Here is a 16,474-nt window from a genome sequence, read left to right on the forward strand (position 1 = left end):
GTCTACGGCGCCATGGCCGTGGACGACAACGGCGCCGGCCTGTGGTCCACCCGCACCGGCCACGGCGACGCCCAGCACCTCGGCGACTTCGACCCGGCAAGGCCGGGCCTGGAGTACTTCAAGGTCAGCGAGTCCACCTCACAACCCGGCTCGCTCTACATCAACCCGCGCAACGGCCAGATCCTCTGGTCCACCGCCTCGGGCAACGACAACGGCCGGGGAGTGGCCGGCGACATCTCGCCGGCCAGTGGGGCGGGCGAGTTCTGGTCGGCCGCCGAGTCGAACCTGCGCGGCGTCACCGGCAACAACGTCGGACGCAAGCCGTCCTCGGCGAACTTCCTGGCCTGGTGGGACGGTGACCCCGTCAGGGAGTTGCTGGACCAGACCCGCATCGACAAGTACGGCACCGGCGGCGACACCCGCCTGCTCACGGCCTCAGGCGTGCACTCCAACAACGGCACCAAGGCCACCCCGTCCCTGTCGGGCGACATCCTGGGCGACTGGCGCGAAGAGGTCATCTGGCCGACGAGCGACGACCACGCCCTGCGCATCTACGCCACCCCGCACGCCACCACCACCAAGATCCACACGCTGCTGCACGACCCGCAGTACCGGGTGGCGCTGGCCTGGCAGAACACCGCCTACAACCAGCCGCCGCACCCGAGCTTCTTCATCGGCGCCGGCATGAGCACGCCGCCCAGGCCCGACGTGTACGTACGCTGAGCCGCTACGACGCCTCGCCGCCCACCGCGGCAGGGGTGGCGCGGCGGGTGTCGACGGCGGAGGCGAGGAAGGCGGCACAGGCGACGAACGCGAGCACGACCAGCATCGCAGGCCGCAGCCCCCAGTGATCTCCGAGGAAGCCGAGACCGGGCGGCCCGACGAGGAAGGCCACGTAGCCGATGGTGGCGACCAGGCTGACGCGGGCGGTCTCGTCGGGCCCGGTCTCGCCCGCCGCCGACAGCGCGACGGGGAAGCCGAGCGACGCGCCGAGCCCCCAGAACAGCACCGCAGCCCCCGCCAGCACCGCGCTGTCGGAGAAGATCACCAGCAGCAGGCCGACCGCGCCCGACACGGCGCTCGCGCGGACCACGAGGGTGCGGCCGAACCGGTCGAGCACGTACGTCCCGCAGAACCGGCCGATCGTCATCGCGGCGGCGAACCCCGTGTAGACGAGCGACCCTGACGCGGCGTCCACGCCGTGCCCGTCCACCATGAGCAGCGGCAGCCAGTCGTTGGCCGCGCCCTCGGCCAGCGCCATCGCGAGCACGATCGCGCCGATCATGAGCAGCTTGGCGTCCTTCCACAGCTTCGGCCGCTCACGGGGCCCGCCGTCCTGCGCGGCGGCGCGGCCGGTGCCGGCGGGGATGGCGCGGACGGCGTACAGCATCAGCACGACGGCGATCACCGTGACGGCGGCCAGGTGCCAGTGCACCGGCAGCCGGGCGGCGGTGGCCGCGATGCCGGCCCCGGCGCCGGCCACCGTGCCCAGGCTGAAGCAGCCGTGCAGCATGGGCATGGTGGTCCGGCCGGTGGCGCGCTCGATGTCGGTGGCGTCGACGTTCACCGCGACCTCGCCGGCGCCCACCCCCATCCCGAACGTGAACAGCCCCGCCACCACCAGCGGCACCGACGACAGGAGGGCGCCGCCGCTCATCATGGCCAGCGCGGCGACGAGCAGGGCGGTGCCCATGGCGATGACCGGGCGGGTGCCGAACCGGGAGGTGAGCCGCCCCGAGCAGAGGATGCCCGCCATCGAGCCCAGCGACAGCCCGAACAGGATCCACCCCATCTCGCCGGTGGAGGCCTCCAGCCGATCACGGATGTCGGGGGTGCGGGTCACCCACGACGACAGGGCGATGCCGGGGAGGAAGAAGAGCAGGAAGAGGGCCTGCCGGCGCCGGCGGGTGGCGAGGTCCATGCAGCGGGGTCTCCTGTCCGTGGCCGGGGGTACCCCTGCATGCTAAGGGTGATCTCTTTGGACAATTCGGGCGGGGCGGTCAGGAGGGTGCCGGACTCGTCGCGCGGGGTCGCAGCAGGTCCGCCACGTCCGCCAGGGCGAGCTCGACGCGTCCGTGGACGCGCGGGTTGAGGAGGAGCGTGCCGTCGAAGTCGCCGGCCCGGCGCCGCCGCCACCAGCAGGTCGGCGCTCTCGGCCAGCCGCAGCGCGGATTCGACCTCCGGCGTGACGTCGTCGCGCTCGACCGCGCCGGTGAAGCCGGGGCCGAGCCGGTAGACGTCGATCCGCGCCACCTCGATCGGCATCATGCCGTCCAGCGTGGCGAGGATGACGTCCACCAGCCCCATCGTCTTGGACGGCTCGTTCGGGCTGCCGTTCACCACCGCGACGCGCAAGGTCATGCCGCGCTCCTCTCCACCTCGCGGCGCACCAGGGGGGCCACCTCGGTGCCGAGGCGTTCGATGGCGGCCAGGTGCTCCTTCTGCGGCATGCCGCCGAAGCCCATCTGGATGACGGCCCGCGTCACCCCGTACAGCTCGTGGTAGGCGAGCAGCTTGTCGGCGACCTCCTGCGCGCTGCCGACCAGCAGCCCGGCCGCGGGCGTCGCCTGCGCGTCGAACACCGGCCTCGACAGCGGGAAACCGGCCCCACGCTGGTGGTTGTTGTCCAGCATGCCCCTGGCGAAGTAGGGGTACATGGTGTCGCGGGCGGCCTGGCTGGTGCGGCCGACGTACCCGTGGGCGTTGATGCTGACGGGCAGCGCGGCGGCGTCGTGGCCGGCCTCCGCCGCGGCGGCCCGATAGAGCCGTACGGTCTCCTCGTGCGTCGTCATCGGCCCGAGCAGCAGGGCCAGCGCCATCGGCAGGCCGAGCCTGCCGGTGCTGATCGCCGACGCCGGTGACCCGCCGACCCCCACCCAGATCGGGATCGTGCCGCCGTCGGCGCGCGGCGCGACGTCCGCCTCGTCCAGGGGCGGACGGAATCGGCCCCGCCAGGTGAGCGGGTTGCGGTCGCGGATGGCGAGCAGCAGGCCGAGCTTCTCGCGGAACAGCTCCGCGTAGTCCTTCAGGTCGTAGCCGAACAGCGGGAACGACTCCGTGTACGAGCCGCGCCCCGCGATGATCTCCGCCCGCCCGGCCGACAGCAGGTCGATGGTGGCGAACTGCTCCCACACGCGTACCGGGTCCTCCGAGCTGAGCACGGTGACCGCGCTGGTCAGCCTGATCCGCTCGGTGCGCTCGGCGGCGGCGGCCAGCAGGATCGACGGCGCCGAGCCGACGAAGTCGGACCTGTGGTGCTCGCCCACTCCGAAGACGTCCAGGCCCACCTGGTCGGCGAGCTGCGCCTGCTCGATCGTCTCGCGGACGCGCTGCCTGGGGGAGGGGAGCCGTCCCGTCGCGGGGTCCTCCGTCAGCTCGCCGAACGTCATGATGCCGATCTCGAACGACATGTCGTTCTCCTAGTCTCTGGGTTCGGTCATTGTGCTCTAATCTGCTTGCGCAAGCAATTATTCCGGGGGATTCCGCTGGTGGTCGCTTGGGCCGACGGTGGGGCTCCATGTCTGAGCTTTGCTGTGCAGACAGGCAAGTGCGGCTGGCGCGGCCGTACGCGGGCCGATACGGTGCTGCCCATGGCGACGGAGAGGCTGTCAGAGCTCGAGGACGCGGCGTGGCGGGGGTTCCTGGTCACCCACGACCGCATCTGGCGCGAGATCGAGGCCGGGCTCGCGCCCCTCGGGGTGAGCATGGCCGAATACAGCGTGCTCGCGCTGCTCGGCGAGGCGGGCCGCAAGGGCATGCGCATGTCGGAGCTGGCGCAGGAGCGGCTGATGTCGAGCGGCGGGTTCACCCGGCTCGCCGACCGGCTGGAGCGGCGCGGCCTCATCGAGCGGCGGCGCTCGGCCGAGGACGGGCGCGGCTTCGAGGTCTACCTGACCAAGGAGGGCCGCGCCCTGATGCGCAAGGCGTGGCGCCGCCAGCACGGCGACCTGCGCCGGCTCTTCTTCGACCGGCTCGGCGACGACGACCTCGAAACCCTCGCCGCCATCTGGACCCGCCTCACCCCGCCGGACGACGCCCGGTAACGCCGACGGGAGAACATTCGTCCAATACGCCGCCCCCCTGCCGACGCCACCGTGACGGCATGACTGTTTCCGACGGCGGGCCGCGCATGCAGGGCGGCCCCACCGAGAGATATGAGCCGTCTCAGCACGACGGCGCTACCGAGAGATATGAGCCGTCACAGCACGACGACGCCACCGAGAGCCGCACGCTGTCGCTGGACGACGGGGACCTCCACGTCTGCCAGGACGGACCGCGCGACGCGCCCGCGCTCCTGCTCGTCCACGGCTCGGCCTCCTCGCTCCGCTCGTGGGACGCGATGGTCCCGCTGCTGGCGGGGCGGCACCACGTCATCAGGATCGACCTGCTCGGACACGGCAGGTCCGGCAAACCGGACGACCGCAGCTACGCCACGCCGGACCAGGCACGCCGCGTCGCGCAGGCCCTCGACCGGCTCGGCCTGGAACGCGCGGTGGTGGCCGGCCACTCCAGCGGCGGCGTGGTGGCCACGGCCCTCGCCGAGTTGCGGCCCCGCCTGGTGGACGCGCTCGCGCTCATCAACACGGGCCCGAGCCTGGAGGCGTACATCCCGCAGGAGCCCCTGCCCCTGGACCCGTCGCGATGGCCGCCGACCGACGACCAGATCCTCCGCTTCGGCCGCACCGCCTTCAGCCGTCCCGACTTCGAGGTGCCCCAGGAGCTCGTGGACGAGGTACGCCTGATGACCTTTCACACCCTCACCACCACGATGCGCGAGACCACCGAGTACCTGAAGGAGCGGGCTCTGCCCGACCGTCTGGCGGGGCTGGGCAAGCCGCTGCTGGTGCTGTTCGGCGCGGACGACGGCAGATGGCGCTCGTCCTCCGCCGCCGGCTACCGGAAGGTGCCGGGCGCGACGGTCGAGCTGCTGCCCGGCCTTGGACACACCCCCATCCTGGAGGACCCCCAGCGCACCGCCGCCCTCCTGCTGGACTTCACCACGCGGAGGCGCTGAGAGGGCATAACGCGCGCCTGCCGGGCAGGAGGACGGAGGCGACCGGCCACGCCGCCGGTCCGCGAGGGGGACCGACCGTCCGAAGGCTAGGAGGAGACACATGAATCCGTCAGGCCAGGAGACCGGCAAGGTCACCGGCACCCAGGACAAGGACTACAACCTCATCTGGTTCGTCGAGCAGTGCCTGAGCAACGTGCTGCGGCTGGAGAACTACATCGCCGACGCCGAGCGTACGGGCGACGACGAGCTGGCCGGCTTCTTCCGCCGCGCCCAGGCCGAGAGCCACAAGGGCGCCGAGCAGGCCAAGGAGTTGCTCCGCAAACGCTTGGTCGCCTGACAGTCCGCAGACGCCCCCGGCCGCGCCCGGGGGCGTCCTCATGCCGGCGCCGCGAGCAGGAGGTCACGCTCGGCGTGCCCACGCGTGCTTTTCGGTCGTACGCTTCAGCATGGCCGATGAGTTTCCTGGGCGTCGGCGGTCCGTACGGGCATGACGACTTTCGCTCTCATCCACGGCGGCGGTGGCAGCGCGTACGACTGGCACCTGCTCGAACCCGAGCTGCGTGCCCGGGGACACGAGACCGTCGCGATCGACCTGCCCATGTCCGACCCCGACGCCGACCTGTGGACCTACGCCGACGCCGTGGTCGAGGCGGTCGGGGAGCGGCGGCCGCTGGTCGTGGTGGCGCACTCGTGGGGCGGGTTCGTGGGGCCGCTGGTCTGCGCCCGCGTGCAGGCGGCGGCCCTGGTGATGGTGACCGCCATGATCCCCAGCCCGGGAGAGACGCCCGGCGACTGGTGGGAGCGCAGCGGCAGGCCGCCGTCCGTCACCGAGGACGAGTACGAGCTCTACTGGCACGACGTTCCCAAGGAGCTGGCCGACCGGGTGACCGCCCACGACGCGGCGGTGTCCGAGCACATGAGCATGGACCGGGCCGTCGCGCAGCCCTGGCCGCTGAAGGCCTGGCCGGACGTCCCCACCCGCTACGTCCTGTGCCGCGACGACCGCCTCTTCACCCCGGAGTTCGTCCGGCGGCACGTCCAGGAGCGGCTCGGCATCGTCCCCGACGAGCTGCCGGGCGGCCACATGGTGATGGTGTCCCGGCCGCGCGAGCTGGCCGACTGTCTGGCGCGGGTCACTTGAGCGGGTCGTGGCCCCAGTTCATCAGCGAGTAGCGCCACTTGGTCTCCTTGACGTCCCCCGAGGGCCGCTGCGCCAGGTGCCGGTGGACGTAGCCGACCACCTTGCGCATGTGCGCGTAGTCCTCCTCGGTCAGGTCCGCCTTCCTGGCGCGCAGCAGGTGCACGATCCGCCGGCCCGACTCGTGGCCGGTGGACTCACCGCCGCCGTCCTTCTGCCCGACCGCCTTGGAGTCGTCGCTGTCCAGCCAGTGCTCCAGCTCCTTGGCGGTCATGTTCACCGCCTCGCCGAACTCCTTCGCGATCGCCCCGTCGTCCTCGCTCACCGCGACCCCTTGCCCTTGCGCAGCGCCGACGGCTTGTGCACCGCCTTCTTGCCGCTCTTCTCGCTGCGAACGACGTACTGGGGCTCCTCGGGCGAGGCGGCGACCGTGCGGCCCGCCTCCTCCTGCCTGCCGGTGACCTTCTTCTCGACCTTGCCGTGGGCGGTGGAGCCGTGGCTCTTCCAGGTGACCTCGTCGCCGACGGACGGCTCCTGCTTCCGCTTCTTCGTCATGAGCAGCGCCCTACCCGGGCAGCCCGGCACAGGCCCCCGGGCGGGCACGGATACCGCCAAGGCGAGGTCAAGCCCCCTCAGGGCCGGACTCACGGCCCGGGCTCAGAGCCGCACCATGACGGTCTTGGTCTCGGTGTAGGCGTCCAGCACCTCCACGCCGTGCTCGCGGCCCAGCCCCGACTGCTTGAACCCGCCGAACGGCAGGCTCCCCGCGCTCATCTCGCCGAAGGTGTTGATCCACACGGTGCCGGCGCGCAGGCGGGCGGCGGCGCGGTGGGCGCGGCCGAGGTCCCTGGTCCACACCGACGCCGACAGGCCGTAGATCGTGTCGTTGCCCTGGGCGACGGCGTCGTCGAGGTCGGTGAAGGTCAGCAGCGCCGCGACGGGGCCGAAGATCTCCTCCCGTACGACGCGGGCGCCGGGACCTGCCTGCTCGACCAGCGTGGGCGGCATGTAGAGGCCGTGGCCGAGCTCGCCGGCGGTGTGCAGGACGCCGCCCTCCTCCCTGGCCACGTCCAGGTACGCCGCCACCCGGTCGAAGTGCTCCCGCGTGGCGAGGGGCCCGGCCTGGGTCCCGGGGTGGAACGGGTCGCCCAGCGCGTACGAGCGCATCTCGCGTACGAGCAGCTCCCGGAACCGCTCACGGACGGACTCCTGCACGAAGATGCGGCTGCCCGCCACGCAGCCCTGGCCGCTGCCCTGCGCGAACCCCGCCACCGCGCCCCTCGCCGCCGCCTCCAGGTCGGCGTCGTCGAAGACGATGGTCGGCGACTTGCCGCCCAGCTCCAGCGTGACGCGCTTGAGGTCCCTGCTGGAGACCTCCAGGATGCGCCGGCCCACGGCCGGCGAGCCGGTGAAGGAGATCTTGTCGACGTCCGGGTGGCCGGTCATGGCCTCGCCCGTCGGGGCGCCGCCGGTGACGATGTTCACCACGCCGGCCGGCAGCCCGGTCTCCGCCAGCAGCTCTCCGGCGCGCAGCGCGGACAGCGGCGACCAGGCGGCGGGCTTGGCGACGACCGTGTTGCCGGTCGCCAGCGCGGGGGCCAGCTTCCAGGCGAGCTGCAGGATCGGGCCGTTCCACGCGGTGATGGCGGCGACCACGCCGAGCGGCTGGCGGACGGTGTAGGCGAGGGTCGAGGGGTCCGACGGCCCGGACCGTCCGTAGATCTTCGTCGGCCAGCCCGCGTAGTGGCGGAACACCTCCACCGCGTGCTCCACCATCCAGCGCGTCAGCCACAGCGGCCCGCCCATGTCGAGCGAGTCGAGCACGGCTAGCTCCTCGGTGTGCGCCTCGATCACGTCGGCGATGCGCAGCAGCACCTTGCTGCGCTCGTACGGGGTGATGTCCGCCCACGAGGGCGCCTCGAAGGCGCGGCGGGCGGCGGCCACGGCGGCGGCGACGTCGTCGGGGCCGGCGGCCGAGACGCGGGCGAGAGCCTGACCGGTGGCCGGGTCGTGGGTCTCGAACGTCTCGCCCGACCGGGCGGGCACCCAGGCGCCGCCGATCAGCAGCCGCTTGGGGGCGCCGTCGGCGAGGAAGGCGGGCGCGGGACGCTCGGAGGAGTCCAAGGTGAGGGGAGCAGTCATGGGGTCGTCTCCAAAACGAACTAGTTTGTTCTGATGCGACCGACCGTAACCCGATCCGCGTGGTTCGCGCAAACGAACCAGTTCGTTCTAGAATCGCCTTATGGGGAGAGGAGAGGCCAGCAGGCGGCGCCTCCTCGACGCCGCCGCCGCCGAGTTCGCCGCCCACGGCATCGCCGGCGCCCGCGTCGATCGCATCGCCGCCGAGGCCAAGGTCAGCAAGGCCGTCATGTACGCCAAGTACGGCAGCAAGGAGGACCTGTTCGACGCCGTGCTGGCCGACCAGGTCCAGGGCGTGCTCGACGTCGCGCCGCTGACCCCCGACGACCTGCCCGGCTACGCCGTCCGCCTCTACGACGCCTACCTCGACCGGCCGCAGCTCGTCCGCCTGGCCACCTGGGCCAGGCTCGAACGCACCCCGACCGGCTACCTGTTCTCCGAGGCCGACGAGGTGCCCAAGGCCCGCGCCATCGCCGAGGCCCAGGCCGCCGGCCACATCGACCCCGCGTTCGACCCCGCCGACGTGCACGCCATGGTCATCGCCCTGGCCATGACCTGGTCACCGGCCGGCATCATCTACACCGCGACAGCAGACGACCCCGAGGCGGAACACGACCGCCGCCGCGCCGCCCTCGCCACCGCCGTCCACCGCGCCTTCACCCCCACCAAGAGACCCTGACCCGCACCCCCCGCCGCGCCTTCGCTCCCACCGAGCGGCCCTGACCCGCGCTGCCCGCCGCGCCTTCGCTCCCACCGAGCGGCCCTGACCCGCGCTGCCCGCCGCGCCTTCAGATGAGGCCGATGGGTCAGGTGTCGTGGCGGGCGGACCACTGGAGGCGGTGGCGGGTGGCGGCGCGGCGGGCCAGCGCCGACGCCTCCGCGGGGACGCGTTCCGCTCGCCAGGCCGCGAGCGTCTCCAGCATGCCCTCGACGAAGCGGCGGCCGAGCGCCGTGACCGTGCCGCTGGTGAGGAGGGTCAGGCACGCCTCGTGCGCCGCGTCCCGCCAGCGTACGAACTCGCTGTGCGCCACCTCGGGGTCGGCCGCCACGTGCCGCTCGGCCCGCCAGAATCCGGCCACCCCCATGTGCGCGTACGCACCCTGCAACAGCGCCGCCGCCGGTCTCGGGTCGTCGCGCCAGGGCGCGTAGTAGTGGCCCCGCGCGCCCGGACGTACCAGGTCGAACAGGTCCATCAGCATCGTCAGCTTGGCGTGCTGCACCTCGTGGGCCAGCGTGAGCGCCGCGGACCGCGCGTCGTGCGGCCACGACATCGCGACGCTCCCGTACGCGGTGCGCGCCGTCGCGCTCCGGGTACCCGCCTCAGGCGGCGCGATCGGCACCACGACCTTGGTGATGCCTTCCAGCGCCCGCGCCACTCCCGGATGCCGACCCTTCAGCACTCCCCGGGCCTGATCGAGCACCGCCCCCCAAGCCTCCGCCTCGACGTCGGCGAGCCGCCCCAACGGCCGAATCGGCCCAGGAAACCGCCAGGGATCCACATCATCCAGCAGAAACCTGACGTCCCGCACCCCTTCCCACCGAGCCCCACCGACCGCCACGGTCGTGCGCAGGTCATGGGGGAGGGGAAAGCGCTCACCGGCCACCTCAAGGTAGGCGGAAGCGGGACCGACCGGCTCGCCGATGGCGCTCGGCTGGTGGGCGGGGGCGGATCCGGATGGCCCGCTTGCGGCGACCGCCGGCCGGTAGCGAGGGGTTGGGCTGGTTGGGGGGCCTGCGGCGGCGCGTGGGCGGTCGGGGGTGGGGATGATCAGGGTGACGGGTTCGCCGGCGGCCAGTCCTGGGAGGACAAGGCGGCCGAGGCCGGGGAGTTCGGCCATGCCCGTGCTTGTGGTGAAGGGGGCTGTCACGGGGATGCCTGCCATGACGACGGCGGTGGCGGCTAGAGCGGCGAGGCGTTGGGGTGTCGCTTCTTCGCCGCGGTTCAGGGCGGCCACTGTGGTTGAGGCCCAGGTGCCCAGCAACGGGTAGCCCAGGGCCTCCGCCGCTGCAGAAGGGGCGGCTTGCTGGATGCGGGCCAGGAGTCGGTAGGCGTTCGCGGCGGCCGGTGCGCCAGGGTGGTCCAGGGCTCGGGCGCGGTCGACGACCGCGTGCAGGAGCAGGATGTTCTTGCCGCGCTCCATCGCGGCCGGGTCACCGGGGACCGGGCCGCCGCGTGCCAGGTCGTCGAGCGCGGCGGGGGAGAGGGCGAAGCCGCGGATCATCCGCCGAGCCGGGCGAGGTCGCCGGTCACCCTTGAGCCGATGTGCCCGATCAGCCGGTACAGGTCTGGGCAGTAGACGCTGGGCCGGTCGAAGCCGGCCCCGTCCCGGTAGCGGTGCGCGACGTGCCCGCCGCCGCACACCCGTACGCGCGGGCAGGCCAGGCAGGCGGACGGAGGCGGCCGGCGCACGGCCACCCCCGGCAGGCCGAAGACGGCGTCGAAGGGGTCGGTGGCGACGTGCAGCCCGGTCGAGGCGGCCCCGTGGTAGGCCGACTTGAGCGCGTCGCTCTGCTCGATCGACCCGTCGCTCTCCACGACCACGACGGCCGCCGGCTCCGGCCCGATGCCCTCGGTGCCCGACCGGCCGCCCAGATGCAGCACGAGGATCCCCTCCAGGACGCGTACGGAGGTCTCCGGCGGGACCGCGCCGTACCAGCGGTCGAAGACGGCGATCAGCCAGTCCGCGTACGGGGTCCCGCCCCCGGGCGCCCGTCCGGGCGGCGGCTGCGACCAGTTGCCGTGCGGCAGCAGGAAGTCGACGGCGGGCGGCCGGAGAGAGATGAGCTCCTCGTACACCTCGACGGGGTCGTTGCGCAGGTCGATCGTGCACAGCAGCCCGGCGAAGCGCCCCTCGCGGGCGGCCAGCATCTCGACGGCGGCCCTGACCCGGTCGTAGCTGCCGTGCCCGGCGCGCGTCCTGCGGTGCCGGTCGTGGGCGGCCCGCCCGCCGTCCATGCTGACGCCGGCCCGGACGCGGAACTCGTCGAACAGGTCGAGGAAGGCGGGCCCGAGCCGCAGCCCGTTGGTCTGGACGGTGAGGTGGGCGCGGACGGACATCCCGGCGAAGGCGGCGAGCAGGGTGCGCAGGTGGGCGGGCCCGCACAGCAGCGGCTCCCCGCCGTGCAGGACGACGTTGACCGAGCGCAGCCCGTGGGCCGCCGCGTGCTCCTCGATGCGGGCCGCCGTCGCCGCCGCGGTGCGGGCGCTCATCATGAGGGGACGATCGCGCCAGCTCTGGTCAGCGGCTTCGTAAACGTAACAGTGATCGCAGGCCAGATCACACCGGCTGTGGACTTTGAGAACGAATGTGCGAAAACTCTCCGGCATGGCTGCGGGAAATAAATGCACTGCTGTCCAATGCTCCGGGAAACGCTCAACGGATAATATCCGAGTAACCGGAAATTGACTACGATTTCGGTCCTGGGGGACAGGTGGATGAGATTCTCCGTTCAGAGCTGCCGGACCTGTCGGACCTCGACCTGGAAGCGGTGGCGCAGCTGCCCGACAGCGCACTGAGCCGCGCCGTACGCAGGCTGCTGGCGGACACGGACGATCCATCGGAAACTTATTTCCTCGGCCACGACACGTGCCTGCCCGGCGCAGGTAAGGATTAGGTCGGTGGGCACGATGTCGGCATAGAGCGAAGGCGCGGCGGTGGACACGATGACGAAAGCTCGTGTGATCGGTTTTTTCTCGACCCGGGCCGGCCTCGGCCGCACCATGGCGCTGTGCAACTGCGCACTTCTTCTCGCCGAGGCGGGAAAACGCGTCCTCGTGCTCGACGAGGAGCCGCAGGCGCCCGCCTTGCGCCATTACCTGAGCCGTTTCCTGCCGGAACGCCCTGGTGAGCCGCGTACGGCGGGCCCCGGCGACTGGTCCGGCCTGGAGATCGCCGTCGACCTCCCCGGCCAGGTCGTGCGGCACGCGGTGCTGACCGGCGAGGAGATCGACGCCGCCGCCCCCTACGACTACGTGCTGGTCAACCTGCGGCCAGGCGCGGAGCCGTCGCCGGTGATCCGGTCCTGCGACAGCGCCGTCGTGTGCTTCTGGCTCAGCCCGTACGGCATCGACGAGGCCGCGGCCATGGCCCGCCAGATGCGCGCGGCCGGCACCCCGGTCGTGCCGCTGCCCACGATGGTCTCCCATGAGGGCGAGGACCTGCTGCGCACGGCGAGGCAGCGGGCCACGGCCGGCTTCGGCACGGACATAGCCGTCGAGGTGCCCTACGACAGCGCCGCCTACTTCTCCGACGACCTCGCCGTCCTCACCGAGCCGCCCGGCTCGGGCGGCACCCAGCGCGCCGCGTACGAACGCCTGGTCGAGCTGCTGAGCGGCGGCGCGGTCACCACGCTGCGCCACGTCTCCATCGTGTACGTCCCCGGCTACGACGTGTGGGCCGAGTGGATCGCCGCCCAGCTCGACCTGTGGGGCGTCAGGGCCGAGAGCCTCACCAAGGCCGACTACCTCTCGCGCACCCCGGTCGACCTGCTGGCCGGCGACGCCCACACGGCCGTGCTGGTCATCGGCCCGCCGGGCGAGCCGTCGGGCCTCGACTGGCAGCGCAGGGGCGGCCGGGCCGCGCCGCTGCCTGGCCGCGGCCTGATCCGCGTGCTGGTCGACGGCAAGGGCGCAGGCGCCGCACCGGCGGGCGAGGTGGAGCTGGACCTGTGCGGCCTGCACGAGGCCGAGGCCGCCGCCGAGCTGCAGGCCACGCTCGGGGTCGGCGGCGCGTACGTGGCCGGCGGCGAGGGCACGGGCACCGCCCGCTTCCCCGGCCGCGGCCCCGCCCTGTCGGAGCTGCCGCAGCGCGACGAGGGATTCACCGGCCGCCAGGCGCTGCTGACCCAGCTGCGCGCCCAGCTCGGGCCCCGGTGGGACGGCACGGGACGCTGCGTGGTCACGGGCCCGGCCGGGCGCGGCAAGAGCGCGCTGGCCCTGGAGTACGCCCACCGCTTCCGCAGCGCGTACGACGTCGTGCACTGGCTGCACGCCGAGGACGCCTACTCCGCCCGCGAGGGGCTGCGCAGGCTGGGCCAGGAGCTGGGCCTGCCGCCCCGCGAGGACGCGGTGACCGTGCTGAAGGAGCACCTGGCGAGCCCCGAGTCCGGCCGCTGGCTGCTGGTGTTCGACGAGGCCGACCGCCCCGACGCCATCGCCGGCCTCGTCCCGCAGGGCCCGTACGGCCACGTCATCGTCAACTCCCGCGCGACCGGCTGGCCCGGCGACTTCAGCCCCGTCGAGGTCGGCAAGCTCGCCGCCGCCGACGCCGTCGAGCTGCTGACCTCGGGCGACGAGCTGCTCAGTGAGAGCGGCGCGGCCAAGGTCGCCGCCACCGTCGAACACCTGCCGCTGGCCCTGTCCATGGCCAGGGCGTGGATGGAGCGCGAGCTGACCAGCGCGCAGCGCCCCCGCCGCACGATCGACGACCTGCGGACGATCACCGTCGACCGCTTCCTGTTCACCTACCACCGGATCAGGCGCGACCTGCGCGAGCAGGGCCGCCCCGATGACGTGCACGCCGTCATGGTGGAGCTGATGCTCGACCTGCTGCGCGGCGTGCCGGGCGGCGAGGGCGCCCCGTGGCTGCTGGAGGCGCTGACGTTCGTCTCCTCCGACGGCGTCCCGCTGAGCCTGGCCCACTCCACCGCCTCACGCGACTACGCGGTCGCGCTGATCGGCGAGTACGGCGACGGCCTCATGGTGGACGCCCTGCTGCGCCTCCTGCACGAGCACGCCCTGGCCAGGGCCGAGCCGGGCCCCGGCGGGCGGCTGCGCGTGCACCGCGTGACCGCGAGCCTGGTCCGCGCCCGCATGCCGGCCGCGCAGGTCGAGGAGCGCCGCCGCCAGGTGCTCTCGCTGCTGGCCCGGCACGCGCCCGCCGACACCGAGGGCCCCGACGCCGGGATGTACCTGGAGCTGGGCAGGCACGTGTTCCCCTCGGGCGCGATCGAGTGCGGCGAGGAGATGGTCAGGCGCTGGATCATCGGGCAGGTCCGCTTCCTGTTCCTGCTCGGCGACCGCAGCGCCTGGGACAAGGCGGTCGCCATCGGTGACCGGGCGCTGCGCAGCTGGACCGCCCCCGGCACGGAGGCCAGGCCCGACCTGGTCAACCGGCTGCGCATGGAGCTGGCCAACGTCTACCGCGTGCTCGACCGGCCCGAGACCGCCTACGCGCTGTCCGGGCAGGCGCTCCAGGAGCTCAGCGGCGACCGGCGCGGCCATCCGCTCCGGTACATCGCCGCCCAGGTCCACGCGGCCGACCTGCGTGCCGTCGGCGACTTCGACGAGGCCTACCACTGGGACTCGGTGGCGTACGAGGGCATGCACCGGGTGTTCGGGCCCGACCACGAGTGGACGAGCAAGGTGCTCAACAGCCTGGCGCTGTCGGCCTCGCTCAACGGCCGGCCGCACCGGGCGTACGAGCTGGCCAGGCAGCGCATGGACCGGCGGCGGGCCCTGTTCGGCGAGAGAGATCTCGGGCTGTGGCGCACCGCGCTGACCGCCGGGGTGCTGCTGCGCGACCTCGGCCGCTACCAGGAGTCGTACGACCTGCTCCGCGCCGGGCTCGACCACCTGGCGAGCAGGAGCGCCAAGGGCGACCCGCGCACCCTGCTCATGCTGCGCATGCAGAGCAGCCTCGCCGCAGCCGAGCGCATGCTCGGCCGCCCCTTCGAGGCGCTGGCCCGCGACCGCGAGACGCTGGAGGAGCTGCGCTCGCTGGTCGGCGGCCGGCACCTGTACGCGCTGCTCTGCCAGGCCGGCTTCGCCGCCGACCTGCACGCGCGCGGCGAGCACGCGGACGCGGCGGGCAACGCGCGGCACGTGGCCGACGGCCTGGCCGCCATGCAGGCCGAGCACCCCTTCACCCACGCCGCCCGGGTCAACCTGGCCATCTACCTGGCCGCCGCGGGGGCCGACACCGAGGCGCTGGAACCGGCCAGGCAGGCGTACGAGGCGCTGCGCAGGCGGCTCGGGACGCGGCATCCGTACACGCTGGCCGCCGCCGTGACGCTGGCCGGCCGGCTGGTGGCGCACGAGCCGGCCGAGGCCCTGGTGATGGAGGAACGCGCGTGGGACTGCCTGGCCAGGACCTTCGGCCCCGAGCATCCGCGCACGCTGGCCGTGCAGGAGAACCTGACCAACACCCGGCGCCGCCTGGTCGGCCACCCGGGGGCCGAGGCCGGCGTCCGGCACGCCGCCGAGATCGAGATCCTCGGGAACTGACATGCGGGAGGCGGACGTGAGGACGACTCGCTCGCCCTTCGCCCACATCGGGCACGAACGACTGGTCACGCTCTGCGAGGAGGCGCTGCCCGGCCTGCCGGACATCGAGGTGCTCGCCTTCTACGACCGCGGCTTCCACGTGTTCACGATCGCCGAGGGGGACGACGACGAGGAGCGCAGATCGCTCGAGCGGGCCTTCCGCCAGCTCGTCACCGAGAACGTCCGCCTCGACGGCCTGGTCCGCGACTTCGGCACCGGCGAGCTGATGCGGACGTTCGTCATGACCGAGGACGCGGCCGTGCAGTGTGGGCACGTCTTCGAGGAGGAGTTCCTCATCGGCATGACCCGCGACCTCGCCGCGGCCGAGGAGATGGACGAGCAGGTCGCCCGGCTCGTCACCCGCATCAGGACCGAGGTCTACCTGCAAGCCGACCAGCTGCCCGGCGGGCGGCGCAGCCCGCGCGAGACGCCCGGCATCGAGTCGGCGGTGCTCAGGACGACGGCGGGCGAGGCGGCCGGCCCCACGCTGGTCGCCGACCTGGTGAGCTGCCTCGGCTCGCTCGTGGACGTCAACGACCTGCACTACGTGGCCGTCTACCGCGACTGGCGGTTCCTGTGCGCGGCCGACGTCATCGACAGCCCGGCGCTCGCGCCCTGGTTCGGCGGCGCCGAGGGCGGCGAGGGCGCTCGCAAGCTGTACCAGGACTTCGCCTCCCGGCTCCGCTCCGACCTGCCGGAGCTGGCGTACTCGCTGCGGCAGCTGTCCGAGGCGCCGATCAGGCGGCTGGTCCTCGACGTCGTCTCCGGCGCGATCTACGTCTACCCGCTGCCCGGAACGCGGGGGTTCGTGGTCGGGCTCACGGTGTTCCAGCCGGAGGTGTTCGTCGCCGAGAACCGGCTGCGTGAGGGGCTGGCCAGGCTGTCGGAGCTGCTGGGGACGGGCTGATGTGGCGGCCCG

16 protein-coding genes and 1 pseudogene are annotated in these 16,474 nt (G+C 72.9%); 9 read left to right on the plus strand and 8 right to left on the minus strand.

Annotated features, from left to right (window positions below):
* Positions 1–723: pseudogene (locus AB0K18_RS43775) on the plus strand (rhamnogalacturonan lyase); the annotation flags it as partial.
* Between the two features lie 4 nt (positions 724–727).
* On the opposite strand, the gene AB0K18_RS43780 reads toward AB0K18_RS43775, so the two are convergent.
* The 3 genes from AB0K18_RS43780 to AB0K18_RS43790 are packed head-to-tail and all read right to left on the minus strand — an operon-like array spanning position 728 to position 3,410.
* Positions 728–1,921, minus strand: coding sequence for an MFS transporter (locus tag AB0K18_RS43780; protein ID WP_364927025.1), 1,194 nt, complete (start codon positions 1,919–1,921; stop codon positions 728–730).
* Positions 1,840–2,361: an NAD(P)H-dependent oxidoreductase gene (locus tag AB0K18_RS43785; protein ID WP_364927028.1), complete on the minus strand. Its 522-nt coding sequence runs from the start codon at positions 2,359–2,361 to the stop codon at positions 1,840–1,842. Before AB0K18_RS43785 ends, AB0K18_RS43780 begins: the two co-directional genes overlap by 82 nt.
* A complete protein-coding gene (locus AB0K18_RS43790; RefSeq protein WP_364927030.1) occupies positions 2,358–3,410 on the minus strand; it encodes an LLM class flavin-dependent oxidoreductase in 1,053 nt (350 codons plus the stop codon). Before AB0K18_RS43790 ends, AB0K18_RS43785 begins: the two co-directional genes overlap by 4 nt.
* A gap of 180 nt (positions 3,411–3,590) precedes the next feature.
* Between AB0K18_RS43790 and AB0K18_RS43795 the strand changes: the two genes are divergently transcribed.
* The 4 genes from AB0K18_RS43795 (at position 3,591) to AB0K18_RS43810 (ending at position 6,155) form a co-directional block, all read left to right on the plus strand.
* A complete protein-coding gene (locus AB0K18_RS43795; RefSeq protein ID WP_364927033.1) occupies positions 3,591–4,043 on the plus strand; it encodes a MarR family transcriptional regulator in 453 nt (150 codons plus the stop codon).
* A gap of 59 nt (positions 4,044–4,102) precedes the next feature.
* Positions 4,103–5,014: an alpha/beta fold hydrolase gene (locus AB0K18_RS43800; RefSeq protein ID WP_364927036.1), complete on the plus strand. Its 912-nt coding sequence runs from the start codon at positions 4,103–4,105 to the stop codon at positions 5,012–5,014.
* Between the two features lie 100 nt (positions 5,015–5,114).
* A complete protein-coding gene (locus tag AB0K18_RS43805) occupies positions 5,115–5,351 on the plus strand; it encodes a hypothetical protein (RefSeq protein ID WP_345385315.1) in 237 nt (78 codons plus the stop codon).
* 150 nt (positions 5,352–5,501) lie between these two features.
* Entirely contained in the window at positions 5,502–6,155 is a 654-nt protein-coding gene (locus tag AB0K18_RS43810) for an alpha/beta hydrolase (RefSeq protein ID WP_364927038.1), read from the plus strand.
* Here AB0K18_RS43810 and AB0K18_RS43815 read toward each other — a convergent pair.
* The 3 genes from AB0K18_RS43815 to AB0K18_RS43825 form a co-directional block, all read right to left on the minus strand.
* Positions 6,148–6,477 (minus strand): DUF3140 domain-containing protein, encoded by a 330-nt coding sequence (locus AB0K18_RS43815; protein WP_364927041.1) that lies wholly within the window; start codon positions 6,475–6,477, stop codon positions 6,148–6,150. The two genes, AB0K18_RS43810 and AB0K18_RS43815, sit on opposite strands and share 8 nt — an antisense overlap.
* Positions 6,474–6,707, minus strand: a complete 234-nt coding sequence (locus tag AB0K18_RS43820) for a DUF2945 domain-containing protein (protein WP_364927044.1) — start codon at positions 6,705–6,707, stop codon at positions 6,474–6,476. The genes AB0K18_RS43815 and AB0K18_RS43820 overlap by 4 nt, the downstream gene beginning before the upstream one ends.
* Positions 6,708–6,809: 102 nt before the next feature.
* Entirely contained in the window at positions 6,810–8,294 is a 1,485-nt protein-coding gene (locus AB0K18_RS43825) for an aldehyde dehydrogenase family protein (RefSeq protein WP_364927046.1), read from the minus strand.
* Between the two features lie 100 nt (positions 8,295–8,394).
* On the opposite strand from AB0K18_RS43825, the gene AB0K18_RS43830 reads away from it, so the two are divergent.
* Entirely contained in the window at positions 8,395–8,970 is a 576-nt protein-coding gene (locus tag AB0K18_RS43830) for a TetR family transcriptional regulator (RefSeq protein WP_364927049.1), read from the plus strand.
* Positions 8,971–9,097: 127 nt separating this feature from the next.
* On the opposite strand, the gene AB0K18_RS43835 is transcribed toward AB0K18_RS43830, so the two are convergent.
* Both AB0K18_RS43835 and AB0K18_RS43840 read right to left on the minus strand, forming a co-directional pair.
* A complete protein-coding gene (locus AB0K18_RS43835; protein WP_364927051.1) occupies positions 9,098–10,513 on the minus strand; it encodes an HEXXH motif-containing putative peptide modification protein in 1,416 nt (471 codons plus the stop codon).
* On the minus strand, positions 10,510–11,619 hold the full coding sequence (locus AB0K18_RS43840; RefSeq protein WP_364927054.1) for an FxsB family cyclophane-forming radical SAM/SPASM peptide maturase: 1,110 nt from the start codon (positions 11,617–11,619) through the stop codon (positions 10,510–10,512). Before AB0K18_RS43840 ends, AB0K18_RS43835 begins: the two co-directional genes overlap by 4 nt.
* Positions 11,620–11,723: 104 nt before the next feature.
* Between AB0K18_RS43840 and fxsA the strand changes: the two genes are divergently transcribed.
* The 3 genes from fxsA (at position 11,724) to AB0K18_RS43855 (ending at position 16,462) form a co-directional block, all read left to right on the plus strand.
* The gene (fxsA, locus tag AB0K18_RS43845) at positions 11,724–11,906 is read left to right on the plus strand and encodes an FxSxx-COOH cyclophane-containing RiPP peptide (protein WP_345385306.1); all 183 of its coding nucleotides are present in this window, start codon (positions 11,724–11,726) and stop codon (positions 11,904–11,906) included.
* Positions 11,907–11,970: 64 nt separating this feature from the next.
* Positions 11,971–15,516 (plus strand): FxSxx-COOH system tetratricopeptide repeat protein, encoded by a 3,546-nt coding sequence (fxsT, locus tag AB0K18_RS43850; RefSeq protein ID WP_364927057.1) that lies wholly within the window; start codon positions 11,971–11,973, stop codon positions 15,514–15,516.
* A 16-nt stretch (positions 15,517–15,532) separates the two neighbouring features.
* Complete coding sequence (locus AB0K18_RS43855) at positions 15,533–16,462, plus strand: hypothetical protein (RefSeq protein WP_364927059.1); 930 nt, start codon at positions 15,533–15,535, stop codon at positions 16,460–16,462.
* Positions 16,463–16,474: the final 12 nt, after the last annotated feature.

Origin of the sequence: Nonomuraea sp. NPDC049421 (genome assembly GCF_040677005.1) — a bacterium.
Classification (GTDB): domain Bacteria; phylum Actinomycetota; class Actinomycetes; order Streptosporangiales; family Streptosporangiaceae; genus Nonomuraea; species Nonomuraea salmonea.

Excerpts from the sequence above, each read along its gene's own strand:
- AB0K18_RS43780 (WP_364927025.1), bottom strand. The coding sequence starts at position 1,921 with ATGGACCTCGCCACCCGCCGGCGCCGGCAGGCCCTCTTCCTGCTCTTC.
- AB0K18_RS43785 (WP_364927028.1), bottom strand. The coding sequence starts at position 2,361 with ATGACCTTGCGCGTCGCGGTGGTGAACGGCAGCCCGAACGAGCCGTCC.
- AB0K18_RS43790 (WP_364927030.1), bottom strand. The coding sequence starts at position 3,410 with ATGTCGTTCGAGATCGGCATCATGACGTTCGGCGAGCTGACGGAGGAC.
- AB0K18_RS43795 (WP_364927033.1), top strand. The coding sequence starts at position 3,591 with ATGGCGACGGAGAGGCTGTCAGAGCTCGAGGACGCGGCGTGGCGGGGG.
- AB0K18_RS43800 (WP_364927036.1), top strand. The coding sequence starts at position 4,103 with ATGACTGTTTCCGACGGCGGGCCGCGCATGCAGGGCGGCCCCACCGAG.
- AB0K18_RS43805 (WP_345385315.1), top strand. The coding sequence starts at position 5,115 with ATGAATCCGTCAGGCCAGGAGACCGGCAAGGTCACCGGCACCCAGGAC.
- AB0K18_RS43810 (WP_364927038.1), top strand. The coding sequence starts at position 5,502 with ATGACGACTTTCGCTCTCATCCACGGCGGCGGTGGCAGCGCGTACGAC.
- AB0K18_RS43820 (WP_364927044.1), bottom strand. The coding sequence starts at position 6,707 with ATGACGAAGAAGCGGAAGCAGGAGCCGTCCGTCGGCGACGAGGTCACC.
- AB0K18_RS43825 (WP_364927046.1), bottom strand. The coding sequence starts at position 8,294 with ATGACTGCTCCCCTCACCTTGGACTCCTCCGAGCGTCCCGCGCCCGCC.
- AB0K18_RS43830 (WP_364927049.1), top strand. The coding sequence starts at position 8,395 with ATGGGGAGAGGAGAGGCCAGCAGGCGGCGCCTCCTCGACGCCGCCGCC.
- AB0K18_RS43835 (WP_364927051.1), bottom strand. The coding sequence starts at position 10,513 with ATGATCCGCGGCTTCGCCCTCTCCCCCGCCGCGCTCGACGACCTGGCA.
- AB0K18_RS43840 (WP_364927054.1), bottom strand. The coding sequence starts at position 11,619 with ATGCCGGAGAGTTTTCGCACATTCGTTCTCAAAGTCCACAGCCGGTGT.